Source organism: Solihabitans fulvus (assembly GCF_008386585.1).
GTDB classification, from domain to species: Bacteria; Actinomycetota; Actinomycetes; order Mycobacteriales; family Pseudonocardiaceae; genus Solihabitans; species Solihabitans fulvus.
Window position 1 is genome coordinate 1 of the sequence record NZ_VUOB01000030.1, and the last position, 24,705, is coordinate 24,705.

26 protein-coding genes are annotated in these 24,705 nt (G+C 71.4%); 11 read left to right on the top strand and 15 right to left on the bottom strand.

All coding sequences use genetic code 11. The features are described 5' to 3' along the window. Positions 1–101: 101 nt before the first annotated feature. The gene (locus F0L68_RS18035; protein ID WP_149850769.1) at positions 102–1,271 is read right to left on the bottom strand and encodes an acyl-CoA dehydrogenase family protein; all 1,170 of its coding nucleotides are present in this window, start codon (positions 1,269–1,271) and stop codon (positions 102–104) included. Between the two features lie 22 nt (positions 1,272–1,293). Then, a complete protein-coding gene (locus F0L68_RS18040) occupies positions 1,294–2,445 on the bottom strand; it encodes an acyl-CoA dehydrogenase family protein (RefSeq protein WP_149850770.1) in 1,152 nt (383 codons plus the stop codon). 124 nt (positions 2,446–2,569) lie between these two features. Here F0L68_RS18040 and F0L68_RS18045 point away from each other — a divergent pair, with 124 nt between their 5' ends. Both F0L68_RS18045 and ligD read left to right on the top strand, forming a co-directional pair. After that, positions 2,570–3,229: a TetR family transcriptional regulator gene (locus tag F0L68_RS18045; protein WP_149850771.1), complete on the top strand. Its 660-nt coding sequence runs from the start codon at positions 2,570–2,572 to the stop codon at positions 3,227–3,229. Between the two features lie 10 nt (positions 3,230–3,239). Beyond that, positions 3,240–4,262 carry a non-homologous end-joining DNA ligase gene (gene ligD, locus F0L68_RS18050; protein WP_149850772.1) on the top strand — a complete coding sequence of 341 codons (1,023 nt, stop codon included), beginning with the start codon at positions 3,240–3,242 and terminating at the stop codon, positions 4,260–4,262. Between the two features lie 2 nt (positions 4,263–4,264). Here the strand turns inward: ligD and F0L68_RS18055 are convergent, their stop codons facing one another. Both F0L68_RS18055 and F0L68_RS18060 read right to left on the bottom strand, forming a co-directional pair. Then, a complete protein-coding gene (locus F0L68_RS18055) occupies positions 4,265–4,654 on the bottom strand; it encodes a type II toxin-antitoxin system VapC family toxin (RefSeq protein ID WP_188316648.1) in 390 nt (129 codons plus the stop codon). Then, positions 4,651–4,902: a hypothetical protein gene (locus F0L68_RS18060; protein ID WP_149850774.1), complete on the bottom strand. Its 252-nt coding sequence runs from the start codon at positions 4,900–4,902 to the stop codon at positions 4,651–4,653. Before F0L68_RS18060 ends, F0L68_RS18055 begins: the two co-directional genes overlap by 4 nt. Positions 4,903–5,108: 206 nt before the next feature. Between F0L68_RS18060 and F0L68_RS18065 the strand changes: the two genes are divergently transcribed. Further along, positions 5,109–6,059 carry a hypothetical protein gene (locus F0L68_RS18065; RefSeq protein ID WP_149850775.1) on the top strand — a complete coding sequence of 317 codons (951 nt, stop codon included), beginning with the start codon at positions 5,109–5,111 and terminating at the stop codon, positions 6,057–6,059. A 13-nt stretch (positions 6,060–6,072) separates the two neighbouring features. Here the strand turns inward: F0L68_RS18065 and F0L68_RS18070 are convergent, their stop codons facing one another. Genes F0L68_RS18070 through F0L68_RS18080 form a run of 3 tightly spaced genes read right to left on the bottom strand, consistent with a single transcriptional unit; the run spans position 6,073 to position 8,100 of the window. Continuing rightward, positions 6,073–6,312 (bottom strand): helix-turn-helix transcriptional regulator, encoded by a 240-nt coding sequence (locus tag F0L68_RS18070; protein ID WP_149850776.1) that lies wholly within the window; start codon positions 6,310–6,312, stop codon positions 6,073–6,075. 52 nt (positions 6,313–6,364) lie between these two features. Then, a complete protein-coding gene (locus F0L68_RS18075) occupies positions 6,365–7,195 on the bottom strand; it encodes an ABC transporter permease (RefSeq protein WP_149850833.1) in 831 nt (276 codons plus the stop codon). Between the two features lie 20 nt (positions 7,196–7,215). Next, entirely contained in the window at positions 7,216–8,100 is an 885-nt protein-coding gene (locus F0L68_RS18080; RefSeq protein WP_188316653.1) for an ABC transporter ATP-binding protein, read from the bottom strand. A 298-nt stretch (positions 8,101–8,398) separates the two neighbouring features. On the opposite strand from F0L68_RS18080, the gene F0L68_RS18085 reads away from it, so the two are divergent. Then, entirely contained in the window at positions 8,399–8,596 is a 198-nt protein-coding gene (locus F0L68_RS18085; RefSeq protein ID WP_149850777.1) for a DUF8847 domain-containing protein, read from the top strand. A gap of 136 nt (positions 8,597–8,732) precedes the next feature. Further along, positions 8,733–9,518, top strand: a complete 786-nt coding sequence (locus F0L68_RS18090) for a DUF6319 family protein (RefSeq protein WP_149850778.1) — start codon at positions 8,733–8,735, stop codon at positions 9,516–9,518. 384 nt (positions 9,519–9,902) lie between these two features. Here the strand turns inward: F0L68_RS18090 and F0L68_RS18095 are convergent, their stop codons facing one another. Further along, positions 9,903–11,486, bottom strand: coding sequence for an alpha/beta hydrolase (locus F0L68_RS18095; protein WP_223198895.1), 1,584 nt, complete (start codon positions 11,484–11,486; stop codon positions 9,903–9,905). Positions 11,487–11,737: 251 nt separating this feature from the next. Here F0L68_RS18095 and F0L68_RS18100 point away from each other — a divergent pair, with 251 nt between their 5' ends. After that, a complete protein-coding gene (locus tag F0L68_RS18100) occupies positions 11,738–12,640 on the top strand; it encodes an EamA family transporter (protein ID WP_149850836.1) in 903 nt (300 codons plus the stop codon). Between the two features lie 43 nt (positions 12,641–12,683). Here the strand turns inward: F0L68_RS18100 and F0L68_RS18105 are convergent, their stop codons facing one another. The 5 genes from F0L68_RS18105 to zapE form a co-directional block, all read right to left on the bottom strand. After that, positions 12,684–13,304: a GyrI-like domain-containing protein gene (locus F0L68_RS18105; RefSeq protein WP_223198896.1), complete on the bottom strand. Its 621-nt coding sequence runs from the start codon at positions 13,302–13,304 to the stop codon at positions 12,684–12,686. Then, on the bottom strand, positions 13,301–14,116 hold the full coding sequence (locus tag F0L68_RS18110) for a MerR family transcriptional regulator (RefSeq protein WP_149850779.1): 816 nt from the start codon (positions 14,114–14,116) through the stop codon (positions 13,301–13,303). Before F0L68_RS18110 ends, F0L68_RS18105 begins: the two co-directional genes overlap by 4 nt. A 45-nt stretch (positions 14,117–14,161) precedes the next feature. Beyond that, on the bottom strand, positions 14,162–15,790 hold the full coding sequence (locus F0L68_RS18115) for an ABC-F family ATP-binding cassette domain-containing protein (RefSeq protein ID WP_149850780.1): 1,629 nt from the start codon (positions 15,788–15,790) through the stop codon (positions 14,162–14,164). Positions 15,791–15,899: 109 nt separating this feature from the next. Continuing rightward, positions 15,900–16,442, bottom strand: a complete 543-nt coding sequence (locus F0L68_RS18120) for a GNAT family N-acetyltransferase (RefSeq protein ID WP_149850781.1) — start codon at positions 16,440–16,442, stop codon at positions 15,900–15,902. 25 nt (positions 16,443–16,467) lie between these two features. Continuing rightward, on the bottom strand, positions 16,468–17,505 hold the full coding sequence (gene zapE, locus F0L68_RS18125; RefSeq protein ID WP_149850782.1) for a cell division protein ZapE: 1,038 nt from the start codon (positions 17,503–17,505) through the stop codon (positions 16,468–16,470). A 33-nt stretch (positions 17,506–17,538) separates the two neighbouring features. Between zapE and F0L68_RS18130 the strand changes: the two genes are divergently transcribed. Further along, positions 17,539–18,303 (top strand): pyrimidine reductase family protein, encoded by a 765-nt coding sequence (locus F0L68_RS18130; RefSeq protein WP_149850783.1) that lies wholly within the window; start codon positions 17,539–17,541, stop codon positions 18,301–18,303. 10 nt (positions 18,304–18,313) lie between these two features. On the opposite strand, the gene F0L68_RS18135 is transcribed toward F0L68_RS18130, so the two are convergent. After that, the gene (locus tag F0L68_RS18135) at positions 18,314–19,234 is read right to left on the bottom strand and encodes an LLM class flavin-dependent oxidoreductase (protein ID WP_223198897.1); all 921 of its coding nucleotides are present in this window, start codon (positions 19,232–19,234) and stop codon (positions 18,314–18,316) included. An 84-nt stretch (positions 19,235–19,318) separates the two neighbouring features. On the opposite strand from F0L68_RS18135, the gene F0L68_RS18140 reads away from it, so the two are divergent. Beyond that, positions 19,319–19,777, top strand: a complete 459-nt coding sequence (locus tag F0L68_RS18140) for a MarR family winged helix-turn-helix transcriptional regulator (RefSeq protein WP_149850784.1) — start codon at positions 19,319–19,321, stop codon at positions 19,775–19,777. A 47-nt stretch (positions 19,778–19,824) separates the two neighbouring features. Continuing rightward, the gene (locus F0L68_RS18145; RefSeq protein WP_149850785.1) at positions 19,825–20,913 is read left to right on the top strand and encodes an ATP-dependent DNA ligase; all 1,089 of its coding nucleotides are present in this window, start codon (positions 19,825–19,827) and stop codon (positions 20,911–20,913) included. Between the two features lie 51 nt (positions 20,914–20,964). On the opposite strand, the gene rocD is transcribed toward F0L68_RS18145, so the two are convergent. After that, a complete protein-coding gene (gene rocD, locus F0L68_RS18150; protein WP_149850786.1) occupies positions 20,965–22,215 on the bottom strand; it encodes an ornithine--oxo-acid transaminase in 1,251 nt (416 codons plus the stop codon). A 141-nt stretch (positions 22,216–22,356) separates the two neighbouring features. Here rocD and F0L68_RS18155 point away from each other — a divergent pair, with 141 nt between their 5' ends. Then, the gene (locus F0L68_RS18155) at positions 22,357–23,226 is read left to right on the top strand and encodes a PPK2 family polyphosphate kinase (RefSeq protein WP_149850787.1); all 870 of its coding nucleotides are present in this window, start codon (positions 22,357–22,359) and stop codon (positions 23,224–23,226) included. A gap of 132 nt (positions 23,227–23,358) precedes the next feature. Beyond that, on the top strand, positions 23,359–24,537 hold the full coding sequence (locus F0L68_RS18160; RefSeq protein WP_223198898.1) for a lactonase family protein: 1,179 nt from the start codon (positions 23,359–23,361) through the stop codon (positions 24,535–24,537). The last annotated feature ends 168 nt before the right edge of the window (positions 24,538–24,705 follow it).

The following is a 24,705-nucleotide window of genomic DNA, read 5'->3' on the forward strand; positions in this document are numbered from 1 at the left end:
CACCAACGCCAACCAGAGGCAGGACGACTGGCACTTCACCACCGACGAAGCCCGCAACCGCCTCCACCCCCTATACCCCAAACGTTAGAAGCAACAATCTACTAGACGAGGGATCCGCCGATCTTGGCGTGCCCCTTGAGCAGGTTGCGCGCGATGGTGCGGCGCTGGATCTCGTCGGTGCCCTCGTAGATGCGCAGCAGCCGAAGCTCCCGGTACCACCGCTCGATCGGCAGTTCCCTGGTGTAACCCATGCCGCCGTGGATCTGGAGCACCCGGTCCACGATCTCGTTCGCCTTGACCCCGCCGTACAGCTTGGCGATGGACTGCGCCTGCCGGGAGTCCATGCCCTGGTCGACCTGCCAGGCGGCGTGCAGCACCAACCACCGCAGCGCCTCGATCTCCACCGCGGAGTCGGCGATCATCCACTGGATGGCCTGCCGTTCCGCCAGCAGCTCGCCGAAGGTCACCCTGGTCCGCGCCTGCTCGATGGCCATCTCCACCAGCCGCTCGCACGAGCCGATCGCGCGCGCGGGCAACAGGTAGCGGCCCTGGCCGATCCACTGCATGGCCAGCTGGAAGCCCTTGCCGACCTCGCCGAGCACGCTCTCCTTCGGCACCCGCACGTCCTCGAAGACCAGCGCGGCCGGACCCCATTCGCCCATCGTGTCGATGGGCTCGGACTTCCAGCCCATGTCCCGGTCGACCAGGAAGCAGGTGACGCCGCCGTCGGCGCCCTTCTCCTTGTCGGTGACCGCGAAGACCATCGTGAAGTCGGCGTCGTTGCCCTGGGTGATGAAGGTCTTCTCGCCGTTGATGATCCAGTCCGAGCCGTCCTGGCGCGCCGAGGTGCGGATGGCCTTCGCGTCGGAGCCTGCGCCCGGCTCGGTGATCGCGAAGCACGAGATGCGCTCGCCGGAGATGGTCGGCAGCAGGTAGCGCTCCTTCTGCTCCTCGTTGCCGTGGAACAGGATGTTGTCCGCATAGCCGCCGAACCGGAACGGCACGAACGACCGGCCAAGCTCCGACTCGAGCAGCGCCGTCATCACCGCGCCAAGGCCCATGCCGCCGTACTCCTGCGGGGTGAGCACCCCGAAGAAACCGGCCTCCTTGGCCTTGAGCTGGAGCTCGCGCAGCTCGTCCCTGGTCAGCCCAGGCCGGCCGTTTCGTTCCCTGCGAAGCACTTCCGGCTCGAGCGGCGTGATCTCGCGGCGCACGAAGGTGCGCACCCAGTCGCGGATCTCGCGCTGGTCCTCATCCAGTGTGAAGTCCACTGTCCCCGTCCCCTCTCCGCGTTCAGCCGAACGCGTTCACACCGGTCAACGCGCGGCCGATGAGCAGTTTCTGGATCTGACTCGTGCCTTCGTAGAGCGTGGTGACTCTGGTGTCGCGCAGGTACTTGCCGACCGGGTACTCGTCGATGTAGCCGTACCCGCCGAAGACCTGGATGGCGTTGTTGGCCGCGCGCACGGCGGCCTCGCTGGCGTAGAGCTTGGCCATGGACGCCTCGGTGCCGAAGGGCTCGCCCCGGTCGGCGAGGTCGGCGACCCGCCAGGTGAGCAGCCGCGCGGCGTCGGTCTCCACGGCCATCTCGGCCAGAAGTTCCTGCACCAGCTGGAAACCGGCGATCGGCTTGCCGAACTGCTCGCGCTCCTTGGCGTACCGCAGGCTCGCCTCGAGCGCGCCGCGCGCGGCGCCGACGCAGCCGGCCGCGACGGACATCCGTCCCCGGTCGAGCGCGGCCATCGCGAGCCGGAAGCCCTGGCCCTGTTCACCGATGCGGGCCGAGTCGGGCACTCGCACACCGTCCAGGACCAGCTCGGCGGTGGCCTGGCCGCGCATGCCGAGCTTGCCGTGGATCTCCGTGGCCTCGAAGCCCGCGCTCGCGGTCGGCACCAGGAACGCGGTGATGCCCTTGGGGCCGGGACCGCCGGTGCGCGCGAAGATCAGCGCCACCTCGGCCCAGGTTCCGTTGGTGATGAAGATCTTCCGGCCGGTGATCACCCAGTCCGAGCCGACCCGTTCGGCCCGCGTGGCCAGCGAGGCCGCGTCCGAGCCGGTGCCGGGTTCGGTGAGCCCGAAGCAGGCCAGCGCCTCGCCAGCGCACAGCCGGGGCAGCCATTCCTTCTTCTGCTCCTCGGTGCCGTGCTTGGCGATCGTCTTGCCGACCAGGCCGAGCGACACCGAGATGATGCCGCGCACCGCGGAGTCGCCCTTGGCGATCTCCTCCAACACCAGGCAGTAGGCCAGGTTGTCGCCGCCGGAGCCGCCGTACTCCTCCGGCACGGTCAGCCCGAGGAAGCCCACCTCGCCGAGCGCGGGCACCAGCGATCTGTCGATCGCCTCGACCCGGTCCCATTCGGCCGCGTGCGGCACGATCCGGTCCTCGGTGAACCGGTTGGCCAGCTCGCGCAGCTGTCGGTGCTCGTCGGAGATGCGCAGGTCCACGCGCTCAACCCCTTGTGCGGTAGGGATGGGAAACCGAACGCCGTTAGGTTTTAATCTAGGCACGCCGCCGATCGCTGACAAGACCTCTCGATCGCCGACACCGCCGCCGAGCAGGGGAGGGGACGTGCCACGGCCGAGCACCCCGATCCTGAACGGGGCCCGCATCAGGGCCGCAGCGCTGGCCATCGTCGACCGCGACGGGCTGGACGGCCTGTCCATGCGCAAGCTCGCCGCCGAGCTCGGCGTGCGGGCGCCCTCGCTGTACGGGCATGTCGCGACGAAGGACGAACTGCTCGACGCGCTGGCCAACGACATCATGAGCCAGGTCGACGTGACCGGTTTCGAGGCGGGTGACTGGCGGCACGGGCTCGTCACCTGGGCGCGGTCCTACCGCGCCGCGCTCGCCGCGCACCCCAACATCGTGCCGTTCCTGGCCTACGGCCCGGCCAGGCGAGAGGCCTCCCTGCGGCGCGCGGACGCGGTGCACGGCGGCCTGGTCGGCGCGGGCTGGCCGCCGCGCTACGCGACGATGATCGGGGCGTCCACCAAGTACCTGGTGGTCGGGGCGGCGATGAGCTCGTTCTCCGGCGGGTTCGAGGACGACGTGCAGGTGTACGTGGACCGGTACCCGAACCTCAGCCAGGCGCACCGGTTGCGGCAGCACGCCGAGGAGATCGACCGGGACAGCTTCGAACTGGCCGTGCGGGCGTTCGTGGACGGGTTGACCAACCTGTACGACGACGTGATCGTCGGCGGCGCGAACGGGGCAGGGCGGAACACCTAGGCTGATCTCCGTGGCCGAGCATCTGGAACTCACCGTTCCCGGACCGCACGGGGATCGCACCGTGCGCGTGTCGAGTCCTGGCAAGATCTACTTCCCGGAGCGGGGCATCACCAAGCGGCAGGTGGTGGAGTACTACCTGGCGGTGGCGACGCCGCTGCTCGCCGTGCTGCGGGACCGCCCGACGACGCTGAAGCGCTTTCCGGACGGGGTAGCCGGCGAGCCGTTCTACGCCAAGCGGGTGCCCAAGGGCGCGCCCGAGTGGGTGGAGTCCGTGCGTATCACGTTTCCCTCGGGGCGCGCCGCGGACGAGGTCTGTCCGACCGAGCCCGCCGTGCTTGCGTGGGCGGCGAATCTCGGCACGTTCGACTTCCACCCGTGGCCGGTGCGGCGGCCAGACGTGGACCACCCCGACGAGCTGCGGGTGGACCTGGATCCCCAGCCGGGCACGGGATTCGGCGACGCGGTGCGGGTGGCCGGTGTGCTCCGCGAGGTGCTGGCCGAGGCCGGGCTGACCGGATATCCGAAGACCTCCGGCGGGCGCGGCGTGCACGTGCTGGTCCGGATCCGTCAGGAGTGGGACTTCGTGCAGGTGCGGCACGCCGTGATCGCGCTGGCCCGCGAGGTGGAGCGCCGCGCGCCGACCGAGGCGACCACGGCGTGGTGGAAGGAGGAACGCGGCGAGCGGGTCTTCCTCGACTTCAACCAGGCCGCGCGGGACCGGACCGTCGCGTCGGCGTGGTCGGTGCGCGGCACGCCGAGGGCGACCGTGTCGACCCCGGTCACCTGGGACCAACTGTCCACTGTGGACCCGGACGACTTCGACGTGCTGACCGTGCCGGACTGGCTGGCCGAACACGGCGACGCGCACGCGGAGATCGACGCGGAGGCGTTCGGGCTCGAGCGGCTGCTGGAGTGGTACGAGCGCGACGAGCGCGACCGGGGGCTGGGGGAGATGCCGTACCCGCCCGACTATCCGAAGATGCCTGGCGAGCCGCCGCGCGTCCAGCCGTCCAGGGCGAAGCAGGCCGACTGAGGCTACCTGGTGACCGAGAGACCGCGTGCCTCGACGGCCTGCGCGAGTTGGTCATCGAAGGTCATGATCGAGCTGGCCGTCACCTTGTCTGCGGCCAGCAGAACGCAGCAGTCGGGCATGCGAAGCCTCGTCTCGGCGCGGATGAGGGCGAGAGTGACCGCATCGGGGCCGAGGATCGGGACCACCAGGACGTCCAGGTCATGAGCGATGATCTGAATTGCCTGCTTGGATGTGCCGTTCATGGCGGGCCGTACCAGCACCTCTGACAGGTTCAGCGCGCTGACCGCGAAGTCGTTGTCGGCAGCCGCCGACAACATGTTCACCGAGCTGATGTGGTGCTGATCCTGCTTGTCCAGATAGGCGATCAGGACGTTGGCGTCCAGAACGATCACGCGAGCCACTCCGCGCGCAGTGCCTCCAGGTAGCCCGGCTCGTAGGTGCCGGTGAGGGCGCCGGCATTCGCGGCGATGACGGCACGTCGGTTCTCAACGTTGTGGTGCAGGGCCCGACGCCCCTCGATGATCAACAGGGCGAGGAGGCGGGTGGGCGGCTGATCCGGCCACCGGAGCGCCGCCTCATGCAGCGCTGCGGCGATCTCGTCCGTCTCTGTGATCGTGTGACGTGGCCGAGTGGTGGGCATGACCCAAGTGTTGCACATTATTTCGTAGGTGCAACACCGGGGGTGACGGTGGAGCAGTTGAGTAGTGTCGGTCACCTCGCGTCGGTATCCGGTTGGGTGAATCGGGCGACTCACCCATACTGGCTCTCGGCCTCGAACAGACCACGGCTCGCGCGCGCCCCATCGGGCTGCTGCGGCGACCGCACCAGCAGCCAGGAGCGTCAGCGTTGAACCCGGAGAACCCCGGCACCCCCGAGCAGCCCGGCACCCCAGCGGGCCAGGCCGGCCCGGAGGTGCACGCGAACCCCGGCGGTCCGGACAGTGGCGTTCCGGACGACCTCGCGCCCGTGGCCGTTCCGCAGGACCTCGCGCCCGTGATTCCCATCGACGAGATCCCCGGCGCGCAGATCCCGGTCACCGGGATTCCCGTCGCCGAGCTGCCCGCCGTCACCTCCTGGCCGCAGGCGCCCGGCCCGCAGGCGGCGGGGCAGCAGACGACGGGGCAGTTCCCGTCGTTCCAGCCGGCGCCCGACCAGACTGGGGTTGTCCCGCACGCGCCCGTGCCGGAATCCAGGTCCAACCGGAATCTGTGGATCGGGCTCGGCGCGGCCGGGCTGGTGGTCGTGCTGCTCTTCGTGGTGATCGCCGTCAGCCTCGCCAATCCGCCCAAGAACGAGAACCGGGCGGCCCCGGTGCGGCCGTCGCCGAGTTTCCTCCCGCCGGTGGCGACGAGGACGCCGGCCTTCACCACGCCCAGGATCGAGGAGCCGAAGACCGTCCCGGTCGGTCAGCAGGTGTCGCTGCGGACCGCCCTCGGCGACACCTACACGCTCAGCGTGTCCCCGCTCCAGCTGGACCTCCAGCGCACCTCCCCGTACGCGCCGCGCGCCAAGAACGGCTCGTACGCGTCGACGAGCATCCAGATGGTGGCCACGCAGACCAAGGCGACCAGCGTGATGGCCAACTCGATCAGCTTCAAGATCGTCTACGCCGACGGGACGGCCGTGCCGAGCACGCCCGGCCTCGACATGCCCGGCACGCCGCTGGTCACCGTCAGCCTCAGCGAGGGGCAGAAGGCCGCTGGCGACGTGTACTTCGACGTGGATCCCGCCCGGCTGGCCGGCGCGAAGATCGAGTTCGAGTACCTCGGCCGCGTCGCGGCGTTCTGGACCCTGTAGCCGACCCGCGCGGTCAGGCCGTGTGTTCGGCGCCGCCGATGCGGGGGAAGGGCGTGGTGGAGAAGACGACCTCCACCGCGACCTCGAAGTACTCCGCGATCCGCAGGGAGAGGAACAGGCTGGGGCTGTACTCGCCCCGCTCCAGGTAGCCCACCGTCTGGTAGTGCACCCCGAGCGCCTCGGCGAGTTGTCTCCGGGAGATCCCCCGTTCCGCACGCAACATCGCGATGCGGTTGTAGATCACCTCGCTCATGCTTACCGGATACCCTTTCTCCGACAGTGGTTTTCGCTGCGACCGCGCCGCGTCAGGTGACGCGCTGCATGGCCTTCTCGCGGCGCGCTGCCACGCTCGAACCTGACTCGCGACGGGCCATCCTACGCAACACGATCGGCGCGACGGTCAGGCCGAACGCGGCCCAGAGTCCCAGCACCCCCAGCGTTTCCAGGTGCCGCCACGAGTGGCCGATCTCGACGGCGGACAGGCCGTCGGGCAGCAGCGCCGACCGCATGCCGAGGCCGAGCCAGTAGATCGGCAACACCTGCGCGATCCCCTGCAACCACTCCGGCAGCGCGCTGGTCGGGTAGAAGATCCCCGAAATGCCGACCGCTCCCATGATCGGGAACATGATCAGCCCCATCATCCTGGGGTTGGAGAACATCGACCCGAGGATCGCGCCGAGCGGCAGGCACGCGGCCAGCCCGAGCGCGAGGACCCACGCGAAGGTCAGCCACGAGCCGACGCCGCCGGTCGCGATGCCGCTGAACAGGAACAGGCCGGGGATCAGCAGCGCGGCGATGTTCACCAGGGTCAGCCCGGACACCAGGACGACCTTGCCGACGAGGTAGCCGAGCATCCCGTCCGGCACGGCCTTGGCCCGCAGCAGCGTGCCGTCCTCCCGCTCGACGGTGAGCATCTGGGTCAGGTTCGTCAGCCCGCCCGACGCGATGCTCATGCCGAGGATGCTCGGCAGCGTCATGGAGCCGAGCGAGAAGCTCGTGCCCTCCACGGTCGAGCCCCGCATGAAGATCGTGACGGCCAGCAGGATCGCCGTGAAGAAGAAGAACGTCCACAGGTCCTGCGGGGTGCTGAGCATGTGCCGCAGCTCGATGATCCCGCGCGACCAGCCGGCCCGCATCGCGTTCGCCTTGCCGCTTCTCACCTGGTCGCTCCCTCGAACTTGCGCACGGCGGCCGTGCCCCGGCCCGCCTCGTGCTCGCGCACCATCGCCACGTAGGTGTCCTCCAACGAAGCCCGCCGCACCTCGAGATCGCCGATCGCCTCGCCGTACTGCCTGAACAGGTCGTGCACGAACTTGGTCGAGTCGAGCGTGGAGTGCACGAAGCGCTGCCCGTCGCGGGTCCACTTGATCTCGGCCTCGGTGGACATCCGGCGCGACAGCTCGTCGGCCGAGCCGTCCGCGATGATCGCCCCGCCCGCCAGGATCACGATGCGGTCGGCCAGCTTCTCCGCCTCGTCGAGGTCGTGCGTGGTGAGCAGGATGGTGGTGTCCTCGTCATCGGACAGCCGGTGCACCAGGTCGTGGAACTCGCGTCGCGCCTCGGGGTCGAACCCCACCGTCGGCTCGTCGAGGAACAGCAGTTCGGGACGGCCGACGATGCCGATCGCCACGTCGAGCCGCCGCCGCTGGCCGCCGGAGAGCCGCCCAACCCGCTTGTGCGCGTGCTCGGTCAGCCCGACGGCGGAGACCAGCTCGTCGGGGTCCCACGGACCCCTGGCCCCGCCCGTCGCGTAGGGCGTGTAGTAGGTGCCGAGGTGCGCGAGCAGCTCCCTGACCCGCCATTTTCCGTGGTCGCGCCAGGACTGGAGCACGACGCCGAGCCGGGCGCGCCACGCCTCGTCGCCCTGCGCCGGGTCGATGCCGAGCACGCTGACCTCGCCGGCCGAGCGCATCCGAAACCCTTCGAGGATCTCGATCGTGGTGGTCTTGCCTGCGCCGTTCGGGCCGAGCAGCCCGAGCACCTCGCCGCGCCGCGCCGCGAAGGTGACCCCGGTGAGCACGTCGGTGCTGCCGTACCGCATCTGGAGGTCGCGCACGTCGAGCACGGTGTCGTCCTCGGGCGGCCGAATGCGCCGGGTGGCGCTGTCCGGCTCCTCTATCACTGTCACAGAACTCTCTCCCCCTGTCGAAGCGTCGCGTCGAAAGATAGCAGATGTACTACATAACGCAACAGAGCTGCGGTGAGCGCCGACGGCCCGATCCTGTTTGTCCACTGTGGACTGTTTCGGTGCGGTGAAACGGATGGCAGGTCTTGGTGTCGAGGCAGATCTTCGCCTTACTATTGGGGAGGTCTGTCCACGGGCGGGAGCGGAGGACGCGATGTCGCATGGCTATCACGTGCGGTTCGTCGGCGGCCCGCTCGACGGGCGGGTCGAGTCGCGGCCGCAGCCACAGCCCGAGCCGATGCCCACGGTGACCCACGTGCACCTGCACGGCGGCCCCAAGATCGTGCATCACTACGATCTTCACTACGCGGTCGAGTACGGCTGCGAGTACCGGCTGCGCGACGAGGGCTGACCCTCGGGGTCGCGCGCGAACTCGTGTCCGCCCGCGAGATCCACTGTTCGAACGTCTGTGCTATTTTGGCTCGGTCGTGGCGGGCGACGGAACTGTCCATTGAGGACGGTTGGGTGTGGTGGTTTCGGGAGGGCAGATGGCGCAGCAACGTTCGTCGAAGCACAACTCGTTGTCACCACAGGATCTTGACCACTTGCGCGCGGAGCTCGCCGCCGGCCGCCCCTGCACCGTCTGGTTCACCCCCGCCGCCGTCGGGGTCGAGGCCGGCCGCTCGGCCAAGGTGGTCGCCTTCGACGAACCGGCCGAAGGGGACTTCATCCAGTTACGCCCGACCGGTTCGAAGGACGTGCTGTCGTTCTCGCCGGCCGAGCTGACGGTCGCCAAGCCGCCGCGCAAGCCCGCGACCAAGCCCGCCGCGCGCGCCGCCAAGCCAGAGGCCGCCAAGCCCGAGGTGGCCGAGGCCGCCGCACCGACCGTGGAGCCGTGGATGCCGGAGGTCGCGCCGACCGAGAGCAGGCCGGCCCGCGCGGCGAAGCCGGCCGAGCCGACGAGGCCAGCCGAGGCGAGGCCCACCGAGCCAAGGTCGGCGGAGCCCAAGTCGGGGGAGCAGGACGGCGCAAGGCGTCCGGCCCGCGCCGCCGCCGGCCGCAGGCCGAGGGTCGCCGAGGTGACGGTGACGCTGACCTCGACCGCCGAGGGGGAGTGGACCGCGGACGTGGTCTCCGGCAAGAAGCGGACGGTCCGCGCGGTGCCGGTCCCCGCTTCCGCCGTCGCCCAGGCGGCCAAGGCGTTGCACCCCGAGGTCGCCGAGGCGATTGAGACCGTGCTGGACGCGGCGCGGGAGCAGCACGCCGCGCGGGTCGCGCAGCTGCGTGCCGAGCTGGAGGCCGCGCAGCGGGCCCTTGACGAGCTGACGAGCTGACGAGCCGGCTGGACGTGCCGCTGGTCCTGAGGCGTGGTCTGGCTCTGGGGTGTGGTTGACGCGGTGCCCGAACTGCCCGGGTGGGACTCAATCACCTGTTGCTACCAGTAAATACGACCTGGTCAACGACCGGGTGACGCCGTTCCCCCGCGTAGCGGTATAGCGGGGAGTGCGGCGGGTCCTACCGTCAGTGGTTGTTGCTTGCTCCTAGCTCGGGAGGCTGCCATGTCGGTGGAGAGGTCCGTAGAGAGGTCCGTGGAGAACGTCCAAGCCGGCGGGTGCGGTTGCTGCTCGACCTGCACCGGTCCCGGATGTGGATGCTGTAGCGGCTGCTGACATAGCAGGCCGAGGGGCTCGGCGCTCGACGAGCGCCGAGCCTTGTTGTCACGGCGGGCAGACGGTCCCGTTCGTCGGCGACTTGCCGTCGATGAGGAAGTGCTGCGCGGCGGCCGTGGCGCAGCTGGACTGGCCGAGCGCGCCGTGTCCGCCGCCCTGCCAGCCAACGAGCACGCCGGCCGACAGCTGCTGCGCCGCGCGCTCGGTGCCCGACTGCGGGGTCACCGGGTCGCCCGCGGTGCTCACCACCAGCATCGGCGGGGTGTTGACTCCGGACGGCACCTGTGGCGGATTCGGCACCGACCACGGCCCGCACAGCAGCAGGCGTTGCGCGAACAGGCCGCCGAACAGCGGGTGCCGGTTCCGCCAGTCCTGCGCCAGCGCGGCCACCTGCTGCGGGGTGATCCTGGTCGCGTCGTCGTTGCAGCCTGTCACCAGGTCGGCGTCCAGCCTCGGCGGGTTCTGGTCGCCGTCGCCGAACAGCGGCTGCACCAGCGTCGCGAGCCCGGTGCCGTCCCCGGTCGCCGCCTTGGCGATCGCGTCGCCGAGCGCGGGCCAGCTGGCCCGGTCGCCGAGCCCGACCAGCACGGCGTTCAGCGCGGTGCCCGCGGTGAGCTGGGTGCCGTCCGAGGTCCGCAACGGCGCGCCGCGCAACTGGTCCAGCAGGGCGAGCAGCTTCTGCTTGGGGTCCGCGCCGAGCGGGCAGCCCCGTGCGGCGCAGTCGGTCGCGAACGCCTGGAACGCCGCTTCGGCGCCGACCGCGCGCGCCTCTGCCCTGCCCGAGGTGTCCAGGGTCGGATCGGGCGCGCCGTCCAGCACCATCCGGCCGACCTGGCCGGGGAACCGGCTCGCGTAGGTGGTCAGCACCTTGGCGCCGTCGCCCCTGCCGATCGCGTTGATGCGGCTCGCGCCGAGCCCGGTGCGCAGGTCCTCCAGGTCGGAGGAGGCCCGCCAGGTGTCCAGCGCGCCGAGCCGGATGTCGAGGTCGAGCACGCACTCCCGGCTCGCTTCTCCTGCCGCGGACTGGATGCCGTCGGTGTTGGCCTGGGCAGGGTCGAAGCCGATGATGGCGGTCCGCGACCTGCCGGGCACGCACTGCACGGCGTCGGACCCGCCGGTGCCCCTGCGGTCGATCCCGATCAGCGAGAACGTGTTGAGCACCTCGGGCGGCAACTTGGCCGCGAGCCGCGCCGCGTAGGTGGAGCCTGGCTCGCCGCCCGCGTCGTTGACGACCACCAGCGGGGTCGGGCCGCTGCCCACCTTGAGCACGCTGATCCTGGCGTGGCCACGGCCGGGCATGTTGGGCGCGTCCAGCGCCACCGACATGCGGGCGCACTCCAGCTTCACCGAGGCGGGCGGGGCGAGGTCGCCGAGGCGCGCACGGGTCGCGTCCGCGCAGTTCGACCAGGACATCTTGCCGCCCTGCGGGGTCTCCAGCGGGGGCAGCGGCAGCGGTCCCGTCGACGTCGTCGGGCTGCCGTAGCCCTGCCCGGTGCCGCTGAACGCGATCACCGGGCGGTTGGACGCCCCGGCGCTGCACGCGGTGACCAACCCCAACAGGAGCACCGGCAAGAGCAGCAGGTGGCGCCTACCGGCGACCCCGGAGTCGTGGGCGACCGGACGGCGCGGCACGGCTGTTCCCCGCTTTCTCGTCGGGAGCGCTCGCGCCGAGTGGGCAAGCTCTCCGCAGTGTCCAGGAAGAGTGTTCCGGAAGCCTCGCACGGCCAAGGTGAGGCCCCGGTGAGCGGGGATTTCGGTGGGTGGGACACCTCGGAAACGGGTGTGCGTTCCGGCGGGTGCGCGGGTGAGGATGGGCGAGGCCGCCTGGCGGGGACTCCGGGTGGCCTGGCCGAACGCGAGAGACGAGGTCGCTGATCGTGGTGATGGCGCACGTCGACAGGGTGCCCGGCGCGGTGCCGAGGGCGCGGCTGGCCGCGCTGGCCGGCAGGACGCTCGGCGCGATGCCGCCGCCCGCGTTGGTGCTGTTCGGCATCGTCAGCCTCCAGGTCGGCGCGGCGGTCGCCAAGCAGCTGTTCTCGCTGGCCGGCGCGGCCGGCACGGTCACGCTGCGGCTGGTCGGCGCGGCCGTGGTGCTGGTGCTGGTCTGGCGGCCTTCGCTCCGGCTGGACCGGCGGACCCTGCTGGTGGTGCTCGGCTTCGGCGCGGTGCTCGGCTGCATGAACCTCGCCTTCTACCAGGCGCTCGCGCGCATTCCGCTCGGCGCGGCCGTCACCATCGAGTTCCTCGGGCCGCTGGCCGTCGCCGTCGCGGGCTCGCGCCGCTGGCTGGACGGGCTGTGGGCGTTGCTGGCCGGCGGCGGAGTGGTGCTGCTGACCAGGTCGGACGGCGGGCTGGCATGGTCCGGCGTGCTGTTCGCGCTGGTCGCGGCCGTGTGCTGGGCCTGCTACATCATGCTCGGCGCGGCGCTGGGCAGCCGGACCGACGATGGCAAGGGGCTCGCGCTGTCGGCGGTGCTGGCCGGCCTGCTGGTGCTCCCGTTCGGCATCGCCGACGCCGGCACGACGCTGTTGCAGCCCGCCGTGCTGATCGCCGGCCTCGGCGTCGCGCTGCTGTCCTCGGTGATCCCGTACTCCTTGGAACTCGAGGCGTTGCGGCGGATCCCGCCGAGGGTGTTCGGCGTGCTGATGAGCCTGGAGCCCGCGGTGGCCGCGGTCGCCGGGCTGCTGGTGCTCGGCGAGTCGCTTCGGCCGGTGCAGTGGGTCGCGGTGTGCTGCGTGGTGATCGCGTCGGCCGGCGCGACCCGTGCCGCCCGGCCGGATGTCTGATGTCTGGTGCGGTGTCCAGCGCCGCGCGGCCACACATCGCGAACTACCGGGTCGGCCGCACCGGGTAGCGGATGATGGTGCGCATCTTCTCCGGTGCGGTGCGGTTGGGGTTGGACAGGTAGATCTCGTGGTGGCGGCCGGCGATGACCATCGCGTTGTCGGCGATGAAGGCGTGCAGCCGGTCGATCGTCGCGGGCTCCGTGCGGAAGGGGCCGACGTGCAGGATCTGGCTGCACCGGCCCTCCGCGTGGTTCGCCAGGCGCACGCCTTCGACCGGGAGTCCCGGCTTCTTGCTGGCCACGGCGGCGATGGTGTCCGCGACGAGCTCCGGCGTGACCTGCGGCGGTTGCATGATCATCATGGTCCAGCGCCAGTCGGCCCGGTCACCGTCCTGGGTGTAGCCGTGCGGCTCGGCCGTCCACCACAGGCCCTGGGACGGCATCACCGGGTACTCCAGGATGCCCGAGTTCTTGAGGGCGAACCGGATCCCGTAGGCCGCGCCGTAGAGCGCCTCGACCGCGGCCCGGTAGCCGTCGCTGTTCGGGTCGCCTGCGCCGTCGATCATCAGGAACGGCAGCTCGGGCACGTCGACCATGGCCGGTTCCGTCGTGGCCGAGTACACCGACCGGTGCACCTTCTTGAGGTCCTGCTTCGGCGCGGTCACACCGTCTCCTTCGGGAGGTCTGCGATCGGGATGCTGATCCTGGTCATCAGCTCGTCGGCGTCGGCCTCGCCGGGCGACACCAGGTACTCCTCGCGCACCGGGGGCACGGGACGCAGGCCGCGTTCGTGCACCCAGGCGAACAAGGCGTTGTAGGCCAACGGAAGTTCCGCGTATGGTCCGATGTGGACGGTCGCGACGACTGGCCCCTCGCCGAGGATCTCCACCGAGGTCTCCTCGGGCGGCGGCCCCGCGCCTATGTCGATGCCGACGGCGACGCTCATGCCGTCGGCGAGGTCCAGCGGGAACAGGCCGCGCAGCGGCGGCGTCCACGGGGTTCGGGCGCGGCCGGCGGCGGCCAGCAGCCTGCCGACGAGATCACCGGTGCGCGCGCCGAGGTCGGCGGGACCACACGTGGCCCGCAGCACCGCGAGGCGCAGCGCGGGCTCCCGCGCCAGCTCGACCTCGTGCCGGTGCTGGCGGTCGTCGGCGAGCCGGTCGAGCAGCCCGAGCCGGACCCGGTCGCGCTCGATCCTGGCGGCCAGCCGATCCCGCTCGCCGCGCAGGATGTCGGCCCGCTCCGCCCCCTGCGCGGCCAGCACGTCGGCGATCACCGGCAACGGAAGGTCGAGATCCCGCAGCAGCGCCACCGTGAGCGCGTCCCGCGCCTGGGTCCGCGCGTAGTGCCGGTAGCCCGTTGCCGGGTCGACGCGCGCCGGCCGCAGCAGGCCCGTCTCGTCGTAGTGGCGCAGCTGCTTCACGCTCAGCCGGCACAGCCGCGCGAAGCGGCCGATGGTCAGTAGTTCGTCCAGCACGGGTCCATCCTGGACCCTCCCACTGTCGGAGGGTCCAGGACAGGATCACCTGACGCGCTGCACCCTGGTCTCGTCCCACACCGGTTCGTCCACTTCGGACACCTCGCCGGTGGAGCGGAACAATAGGTAACGGTCGAACGACCTGGCGAACCAGCGGTCGTGCGTCACCGCGACCACCGTGCCGGTGAACTCCGACAGCGCGTCCTGGAGCGCCTCCGCCGAGGCGAGGTCGAGGTTGTCGGTCGGCTCGTCGAGCAGCAGCAGCGTCGCCCCGGACAGTTCGAGTAGCGCGATCTGGAACCGCGCCTGCTGCCCGCCGGACAGCGTCTCGAACCGCTGGTCGCCGCTGGCGGCAAGGCCGTACCGGCTCAGCACCGACATGGCCCGGCCGCGATCCATGCCGGACCGGTCGCCCTCGCCGTGCCACAGCACGTCGACCAGCGTCCTGCCGACCCACTCGGGATGCTGGTGCGTCTGCGCGAAAAGCCCCGGCACGACCCGCGAACCGAGCCGACAGACGCCGGTGTGCGACACGGTCGCCGCGTCCGGATCGCCGAGCAGCCGCAGGAAGTGGCTCTTGCCGGACCCGTTCGAGCCGAGCACGCACACCCGGTCGCCGAAGAAGATCTCCGTGTCGAACGGCCGCATCAGCCCGGTGAGCTCCAGCCGCTCGCAGGTGATCGCGCGGACCGCGGTCCGGCCGCCGCGCAGCCTCGGCCGCACCTCCTCGTCGCGCGGCATCTCCGGCGGCGGACCGGCCTCCTCGAACTTGAGCAGCCTGGTCTGCATCGCGCGGTACTTGGCCGCCATGACCTCGCTGATCGACGCCTGGATCTGGAGGGTGCGCACGAGCTCCCGCAGCCGGTTGTGCTCGTCGTCCCAGCGGCGGTGCAGCTCGGCCAGCCGAGCCAGCCTCGCCGCCCGCGCCGCGTGCCAGGTGCGGAAGCTGCCGCCGTGCAGCCACGCGGTGTGCGCCTCGACCGTCACCACCTGGGTGGCGGCCTCGGCGAGCAGCTCGCGGTCGTGGCTGACCAGCAGCACGGCCTTGCCGGTCTCGGACAGCCGCTGCTCGAGCCAGCGTTTGCCAGGCACGTCGAGGTAGTTGTCCGGCTCGTCCAGCAGCAGCACCTGTTCGCCGCCGCGCAGCAACGCCTCCAGCACCAGCCGTTTCTGCTCGCCGCCGGACATCGTGCGCACCTCGCGGTACTTCGCCCGGTCGAACGGCACACCGAGCGACGCGACGGTGACGGTGTCCCACAACACTTCCGCGGTGTAGCCGCCGGCCTCGCCCCAGGTCGCCAGCGCCTCGGCGTAACGCATCTGGGTCTTCTCGTCGTCGGACTCCATCAGCGCCAGCTCGACCGCGTCCAGCTCGGCGGCCGCGTCCCGCAGCGGCGCAGGAGCCACCGACAGCAGCAGGTCGCGCACCGTGCGGTCGTCCCGCACCGAGCCGACGAACTGCGGCATGACGCCGAGGCCGCCCTGCACGGACACGCTGCCGAGCGCGGGGGTCAGCTCGCCCGCCAGCAGGCGAAGCAGCGTCGTCTTGCCGGCGCCGTTCGCTCCGACCAGCGCGACGACGCCGTTGCCGCCGACGCGGAACGACACATCTCGGAACAGTTCGCGGCCGTCGGGCAGCACGTAGCTCAGCCCGTTCGCCTCAAGGAAGCCCACGAGCGCCGATGCTCCCTGGTCCGGCTCCAGGAAGCGAACCGATTACCCGATGGACGCGGCCCGGCAATCCGAGAGAGGCCGTTCGGCCGCCAGAAAAGGGACGAGGGGGCTACGTCAGGGTGCGGGCGTAGCGCACCTCGTGCAGCGTCATGACCGGGCTCTCGTCGACCTTGCTCGCGCCGTCGGCCGCCCAGCCCTGGCGCTCGTAGAACCGCCTGGCCCGCTCGTTGGAATCCAGCACCCACAGCGTGGCGCGGCGGAACCCCGCCCCGGCCAGCGCGGCGGCCCCGCCCGCGTCCAGCAGCGTGCCGAGCCCGCGCGCCGCCCAGTCCGGGTCGAGGTAGATCGCGTACAGCTCGCCGGTGCTCTCCTCGGCGTCCGCGTCGCGGCACGGCCCGACCGCGGCGAACCCCCGCACCTGGCCGGCCGCCTCGGCCACCAGGACGTGCTGCGTTGGCTCGGTGATCCGCTGCTCCCAGGAGGGCACGCGGCGGTCGACCGACAGCCCGGCGAGGTAGTCGTCCGGGACGGCGCCCCGGTAGGTGACCCGCCAGGACGCCACGTGGATGGTGGCGATGGCGCGGGCGTCCTCGGTCCGCGCGGCGCGCACCAGGGTCGAGAATTCGCCCGCCGCAACGGGATCTGTGCTCATCCGGGCAGACTAGCGGCGAATTTCCTTAGCTGCCAACGGAATTCGCGGACTGCCGGGACAGCGCCACGAGTCGGGACACCGCGCGCAGGTACTTCTTGCGGTAGCCGCCGCGCAGCATCTCCTCGGTGAACAGCTCCGAGAGCGGCCGGCCGGACACCGCGACCGGCACCGCCCGGTCGTACAGCCGGTCGCCGAACGCCACCAGCCGCAGCGCCACGTCCTGGTCCGGCGCGGCGTGCACGCCCCGCAGGTGCACCGAGGACACGCCGTCGACGAGCCGGCCGTAGCGGGACGGGTGCAGCGTGGCCAGGTGCGCGCACAGCTCGTCGAAGTCGTCCAGCGTGCTGCCGGGGAGCGCCGCGGCGCTGGCCGCCAGCTCCTCGTCCGTCATAGGGTCGGGGGCGTCGGGCAGCCCCCGGTGCCGGTAGTCGGGGCCGTCGACCCTGACCACGCCGAACTTCGCCGACAGCGACTGGATCTCGCGCAGGAAGCTGTCCGCCGCGAACCGGCCCTCGCCGAGCTTGTCCGGCAACGTGTTCGACGTCGCCGTCACGAACACGCCTGCCGCGGTCAGCTCGGACAGCAGCCGGGTCACCAGCATGGTGTCGCCGGGGTCGTCCAGCTCGAACTCGTCGATGGCCAGCAGCCGGTGGCCGGACAGCCTGGCGACCGTGTCGTGGAAGCCGAGCGCGCCGACCAGGTGGGTCAGCTCGACGAACGTCCCGTACGCCTTGGGGCCGGGCACCGCGTGCCAGATCGAGGCGAGCAGGTGCGTCTTGCCGACGCCGAAGCCGCCGTCCAGGTACAGGCCGGGCAGGTCGTGCGCGACCGGCTCGCCGCTGCTGAACAGGGACCGCAGCCAGCTCTTGCCGGCCATCGGCGCGGCGACCCGCTTGGCGAACTCCTGGCACGCGACCACGGCGGCGGCCTGGCTCGGCTCGTCGGGGCTTGGCACGTAGGTGTCGAACCGGACGCCGTCGAACATCGGCGGCGGCACCATCGCGTCGACCAGCTCATCGGCCCCGATCCGGGGATCGCGATCGACCAGGCGCGGGGCGGACATGAACGCAGCCTAACCGCGTGTTGGGATGTCACCGTGCACAGGTTGTGGCCGCAGGACCTCAATGAGACGACCGACACGTCCCTCGGCGATGCCGAGCTGGAACGCGCCTACGACTATCCGGCCGACCTCGACCGGCCGTGGGTCCAGGTGAACTTCGTGTCCAGCGCGGACGGCGCGGTCACGGTCGGCGGACGCTCGCAGGGACTGTCCAGCCCGGCGGACAAGAAGGTGTTCGCGCTCGGCCGCGACCTCGCCGACGTCGTGCTGGTCGGCGCCGGCACGGCCCAGCTGGAGGGCTATCGGGGCGTCAAGGCCAACGAGGTCCGTGCGGAGCGGCGGGCCAGGCTCGGGTTGGCGCCGGTGCCGCCGATCGCGGTGGTCACCGCGCGCGCCACCGTGAGTCCCGACTCGCCGTTGCTCACGGACACGCTGGTGCCGCCGATCATCCTGACCTGCGCGGCCGCGCCTCGGCAGCGCCGCGACGAGCTTGCCGAGGCGGGCGCCGAGGTCGTTGTCGTCGGCGACGAGGCGGTGGACCTGCGCGCGGCGCTCGCCGAGCTGAACCGGCGCGGGCTGCGCAGGGTCAACTGCGAGGGCGGCCCGACGCTGTTCGGCGGCCTGATCGCCGAGGATCTCGTCGACGAGCTGTGCCTGACCGTGGCACCGCTGCTGGCCGGCGGCGACGCCGGACGCATCGCCACGGGTCCGTTGCCGCCGGCGGCGCGGGAGCTGGTGCTCGCGTCGGTGCTGCACGCCGAGGGTTCGCTGCTGCTGCGCTACCGGCGGGCCGCCCGCTGACCGGCGGGCCTCAACCGCGCGACAGCGTGGCCCGCACCGGTTCGATGATCTCGTCGACGAGCCAGCGGGTGACACCGGGCGGGTAGGGGCTGCGCAGGCTCAGGACGATGTGCGTCATGCCGACCCTGGCGAGGTCGAGGACCGCCTGACGCGATCCTGGCGCGTCGTCTTGGGACACGATGACCTGCACCGAGCGGGTGATCTCCGCAGGGTCGCGGCCGATGGCCGCGCAGTGTCCGTCGAGCACGCGGCTGCGGTCGGCGACGCGTTGCACGTCGTTGTGCGGCGGCCCCGGGATGTTCCAGATGTCCGCGTGCTCGGCGACCAGCCGCAGCATCCTGGTGCCCCAGCCGCCGATCAGCAGCGGCGGCCCAGGGCGCTGCACCGGCTTCGGCTCGTTGCGGGTGCCCCGCAGGCGGTAGTAGCGGCCGTCGAAGTCGAACACGTCCTCGGTCCACATGCGCCGGAGGATGGTGATCGTCTCGGCCAGCCGCGCGATGCCCTCGGCCGGCGGCACCAGGGTCAGGCCGTACGCCTCGTACTCCTCGACGGCCGGGTTCGGGCCGGCGATGCCACCGGCGCCGGCCGGCTGGTGGGTGCCGCCGACGCCGAGGCCCATGACCAGCCGCCCGTCCGAGACGACGTCGACGGTGTTCGCGATCTTGCCGAGGACGGCAGGCTCGCGGATCCGGTTGCTGGTCACCAGCAGGCCGAGCCGCAGCCGCGTGGTCTGCGCGGCGAGTGCGCTGAGCAGCGTCCAGCCCTCGTGGATCTGGCCGTTTTTCGGTCCGGCCAACGGCATGAGGTGGTCCCACAGCCATGCGTCGTCGATCTCCGGCTCGGCGTCGGCCTCCTGCCACACCCGCAGGATGTCCTGGTAGCCGACGTGCATCGGCGTGGTCTTGATCCCGAAGCGGATCTGGTTGCTCATGGTCTCTGCACCTCTCGATCGAATATCGTCAGCATAGCTGACGATCTGAAGAGCTGATCATTAGTTCTGGGTACAGTCGTCGGCATGGCAGGGGAGACGCACGCGTCGCCGGGGCTGCTCGAGGCCCGGCTCGGCTACCTGCTCAAGCACGCCCATCTGCGGCTGGGCGAGGCCTCCGCGAAGGCGCTGGCGCCCTTCGGCATCGAGGGCCACCAACTCGCGGTCCTGGTCGTGCTCGCCGATGGGCACCCGTTGTCGCAGCTGGAGGCGGCCGGGCGGCTCGGCGTGGACCGCACGACGATGGTCGCGCTCGTGGACACGCTGGAGGACCGCGGCCTTGTCGAGCGGCGCCGCAGCGCGACGGACCGACGCAGGAACATCGTCGAGCTGACCGAGGCCGGCCGGGACTGCCTGCGCCGCGCGGAGGACGCGCGCCGGGACATGGAGCGCCGCTTCCTCGCCCCACTCGGCGAACACGAGGCCGAGCAGTTCGTGCGCGCCCTCCAGACCCTCGTCGCCGCGCCGGAGAACGACGGCGAATAAGAGCTCTAAGCCGCGCGCGGCGGGGCGCAACGAGGCAGGATGGCGCCGTGGCACTCCCGCTGACTCCGCCCGTGCAGCCAATGCTGGCCAACTCGGTCGACCGCATCCCGGCCGACAAGGACCTCGTCTTCGAACCGAAGTGGGACGGCTTCCGCTGCCTGGTCTTCCGCGACGGCGACGAGGTCGTGCTCCAGTCGCGCAGCGGAAAGCCGCTGAACCGCTACTTTCCCGAGGTCGTCGAGACGATGCGCGCCGCGCTGCCCGACCGGGTCGTGCTCGACGGCGAACTGGTGGTGGCCAAGGCGGGCCGCCTCGACTTCGACACCCTCTCCGACCGCATCCACCCCGCCGCCAGCCGGGTGGCGCTGCTGGCCGAGCAGACCCCGGCGAGCTACGTGGCCTTCGACCTGCTCGCGACCGGCGACCGGGCGCTGCTCGGCGAGCCGGCTGTCGCCCGCCGCGCCGCCCTGCTCGACCTGCTCACCGGCGTCGAGGACGTGCGGATCACGCCGGCCACGACCGATGTCGACCTGGCTATGGAGTGGTTCGAGCTGTTCGAGGGCGCCGGACTGGACGGCGTGATGGGCAAGCCCGCCAACGGCGTCTACACGCCGGGCAAGCGCACGATGATCAAGGTGAAGCACGCGCGTACCGCCGACTGCGTGGTCGCTGGCCTGCGCTGGCACCTCAACACCGAGCCGGGCACGACCGTCGGCTCGCTGCTGCTCGGCCTGCACGACGACGCCGGGGTGCTGCACCACGTCGGTGTGGTCGGCTCGTTCCCCACCGCGCGGCGCAGGGCGCTGGCCACCGAGCTGGCCCCGCTGATCGAGCAGGACCCCGAGGACCACCCCTGGCTCGGCGAGCACGCGCAGGACGGCCGCAGGCTGCCTGGCTCGGTGAACCGCTGGCGCGCGGGCGAACAGCCATGGGTGCCGCTGCGGTGCGAGCGCGTCGTCGAGGTCGCCTACACGCAGACCGAGGGGCAGGCCCCGGCCCGTTTCCGGCACAACCCGCAGTTCGGTCGGTGGCGGCCGGACCGCGAGCCCGAGTCGTGCCGCTATGACCAGCTCGACCAGCCCGCCCGCTACGACCTGGCGGCCGTGCTGCGCGGCGAGGTCCGGCCGGCGACCTGACCTCGCGGGCGGAAAGTGCCTGTGTCGAACCACTTTCCGCCCGCGACGGGGTCAGTTGGCGACGACCTCGGCGATCGCGTCGACGCCCTTGTCGATCTCCTCGCGGGTGATCACCAGCGGCGGGGCCACCCGCAGCGTGCTGTCCTGCGTCTCCTTGCAGAGCACGCCGCGCCGGGCCAGCGCCTCCGACGCGACCCGGCCGGCCGGGCCGCCGGGGGTGATCTCCACGCCAGCCCACAGCCCCCGTCCGCGCACCTCGGCCACGCCCCGGCCGATCAGCTCGCCGAGCCTGCCGTGCAGGTAGCCGCCGAGCTCGCGGGACCGCTCCTGGAACTCGCCGGTGGCCAGCAGCCGGACGACGGCCCTGCCGACCGCGCAGGCCAGCGGGTTTCCGCCGAAGGTCGAGCCGTGCTCGCCCGGCCGCAGCACGCCGAGCACGGCCTGGCTGCCGACCACGGCGGACACCGGCAGGATGCCGCCGCCGAGCGCCTTGCCCAGCGTGTACAGGTCCGCGCGCACGCCGTCGTGGTCCAGCGCGAGCAGGTCGCCGGTGCGGGCCAGCCCGGACTGGATCTCGTCGGCGATCAGCAGCACGTTGTTCTCGTCGCAGATCCGCCGCACCTCGGCCAGGTAGCCGGCCGGCGGGACGACCACGCCCGCCTCGCCCTGGATCGGCTCGATCAGCACCGCGGCGGTGCGGTCGGTGATCGCGCCGGCCAGCGCCTCGGCGTCGCCGAACTTCACCACGGCGAAGCCGGGCGTGAACGGCCCGAAGTCCGCGCGCGCCGACTCGTCGGTGGAGAACGAGACGATCGTGGTGGTGCGGCCGTGGAAGTTGGAGCCGGCCACGACGATCTCGGCCGTGCCCTCCGGCACGCCCTTGACCTGGTAGGCCCACTTGCGGGCGACCTTGATCGCGGACTCGACCGCCTCGGCGCCCGAGTTCATCGGCAGCACCATCTCGGTGCCGGTCAGCTCGGCCAGCTCGCGGCAGAACAGCCCGAGCTGGTCGTGGTGGAAGGCCCGGCTGGTCAGCGTGACCCTGCCGAGCTGCGCGACGGCGGCGGCGACCAGGTCGGGGTGGCGGTGGCCGAAGTTCAGCGCGGAGTACCCGGCGAGAAAGTCCAGGTAGCTGCGCCCCTCGACGTCGGTGACCCAGGCGCCCTCGGCATGCGCGATCACCACGGGCAGCGGGTGGTAGTTGTGCGTGCTCCACTGCTCGTCGAGCGCGACGAATCCCGCCGAGGCGGCGGGGCCGCCGCCTGCGCTGGTGCTGGCGGGGTGATCTGCGATGGCGGTCATACGCCAAGGCTAAGGGGCAGGTGACGACGATTTCATCCGTGACCCGTTGCGTAGAGTCGCAGTTTGTTGCGTGATTCACGCTTTGATCGGTCTTTTGTTGCGTAGAAGGCGGATCAGATCAACTGTGGTTACCCTCCGGTGATGGCGAAGAAGGCTGCCGAGGCCGGATCCGTGCGTGATGTGCTGCTCGCGCGCCTCGATGGAGTGGAACTCGACACGATCGACCCAGCCGGCACGCCGGTCGGCCCGACCTCCAAGGAGGAGGCGGCGGCCGATCTAGCGGTGCTCGCGCCCCGGCTCGACGAGCTCCAGGAGCGGCTGTACGCCGAGGCGGTCGGCGGCGGCCGGCGCCGCGTGCTGCTGGTGTTGCAGGGCATGGACACCTCGGGCAAGGGCGGCGTCATCAGGCACGTCGCCGGGCTGGTCAATCCGCAGGGCCTGCACATCGCGGCGTTCAAGAAGCCGACCGCCGCCGAGCTGCGGCACGACTTCCTGTGGCGGATCCGCCGGCAGGCGCCGGGGCCAGGGCTGATCGGGGTGTTCGACCGCTCGCACTACGAGGACGTGCTGGTCGCCAGGGTCGACCGGCTGGTGCCGGCGGCCGAGTGGCGGCGTCGGTACAAGCAGATCAACGAGTTCGAGGCCGAGCTGGCCGAGCAGGGCACGACGGTGATCAAGTGCTTTCTGCACATCTCGCCGGACCGGCAGGCGCGGCGGCTGCGGGAGCGGTTGGAGAACCCGGCCAAGCGGTGGAAGTACAACCCGGGCGACCTGAACGTGCGGGCGAAGTGGTCGAAGTACCAGCAGGCGTACGGCGACGCGCTGCGCACGTGTTCGGATCCCGTGTCACCGTGGTACGTCGTGCCGGCGGATCGCAAGTGGTACCGGAACTGGGCGGTGGCACGGTTGTTGTTGGAGGCGCTCGAGGAGATCGCGCCGCAGTTCCCTGAGCCCGACTACGACCCGAGGGGCGAGTTGGTGCGGCTGGTGGAGCGTGATCCGCTGAGCTGAACCCGAGTCGGGCCCGCGTGCCGGATGCCGGTTTGTGTTGCGCCGCATGCAATCTTTGTTGCGCCTCTTGTCAGGTGGCGATGGTCTAGGCCACTGTGACGGCAGGGGCGGTCGACAGCGGAGGTGCGTTCGGTGGGTGCCAGCGACGGTGTGGACCGGCGGCGGTTTCTCGGCCTGGTCGGTGCGGGTGTCGGAGCGGGGTTGTTGATGGGCGAGGGCATCGGGGCCGCCGAGAGCGGGAGTCTGCGGACGGGTGGTCACCGCGTCTACCTGGGCACCTACACCTCGGGAGCCGGCGCGGGCACCGGGGTCGGGCTCGCGAGCTACCAGCCGGCGACGGGGCAGCTGCGCTCGACCGGCGTGCTCGCCGGGGTGGCCAATCCCTCGTTCCTGACCCTCTCCGCCGACGGCCGGACGCTCTACGCCGTCGACGAGCAGACCGACGGGAGCGTCACGGCGCTCGCCGTGGACGCAGCGGGCGGGCTTCGCGTGCTGGGCACGCAGAGCAGCGGCGGGGCCGACCCCTGCCACCTCGCGGTGCACGCCGACGGGCGGCACCTGCTCAGCGCGAACTACTCCTCAGGGAGCGTCGCGGTGCACCCGATCCACCCGGACGGCAGCCTCGGCGCGCGGACGGATCTGGTGCAGCACAAGGGATCCGGGCCCGATCCCGACCGGCAGGCCGGGCCGCACGCGCACATGGTGTGCCCCGATCCCGGCGGCCGGTTCGTGCTCGCCGTCGACCTCGGCACCGACACCGTCTACAGCTACCGGCTCGACCCGTCGACCGGTCGGCTGAAGCCGAGGTCCACGGCCGCGCTGCGGCCGGGCGCCGGACCGCGTCACCTCGCCTTCCACACCTCCGGCCGGTTCGCCTACGTGGTCAATGAGCTGGACTCGACGATCGTGGTCTGCGCGTACGACCCGGCGACGGGCGTGCTGCGTCCCGGCAAGCCCCAGGCCACCGTGCCGGCCGGCGCGCCGGCGTCGCCGCGCAACTACCCGGCCGAGGTGCTGGTCGCCGGGGACGGGCGGTTCGTCTACGTGTCCAACCGGGGGCACGACAGCGTCGCGGTGTTCGCGGTGGAGGCGGGCGGCGGCACGCTGCGGCTGCTCGGCGCGACGCCGGTCGGCGGCAGCTTCCCGAGGCACATCAGCGTCGATCCGACCGGGCGGATCCTGTTCGCCGCCAACCAGAAGTCGAACACCGTGACGAGTTTCCTGGTTGACCGGCAGAGCGGCGCGCTGACCCCGTCCGGCACGCCGCTGTCGACGCCGATCCCGGTGTGCGTGCTGCCGGCCAAGGTCTGACGGTGTCGGGCTGACGGCGAAGGACTGGCAGTGCAGGGCTGGCGGCGAAGGCGCGACGGCAGGGGATGAAGGCGGCGGTCGCGTCGACACGGGTGGGTTAACCGCGCCGCGAACCCTGTCCGGCGATCGTCCACAGTGGTACTCAGGACTGTGGTTCCGCCACTGCGC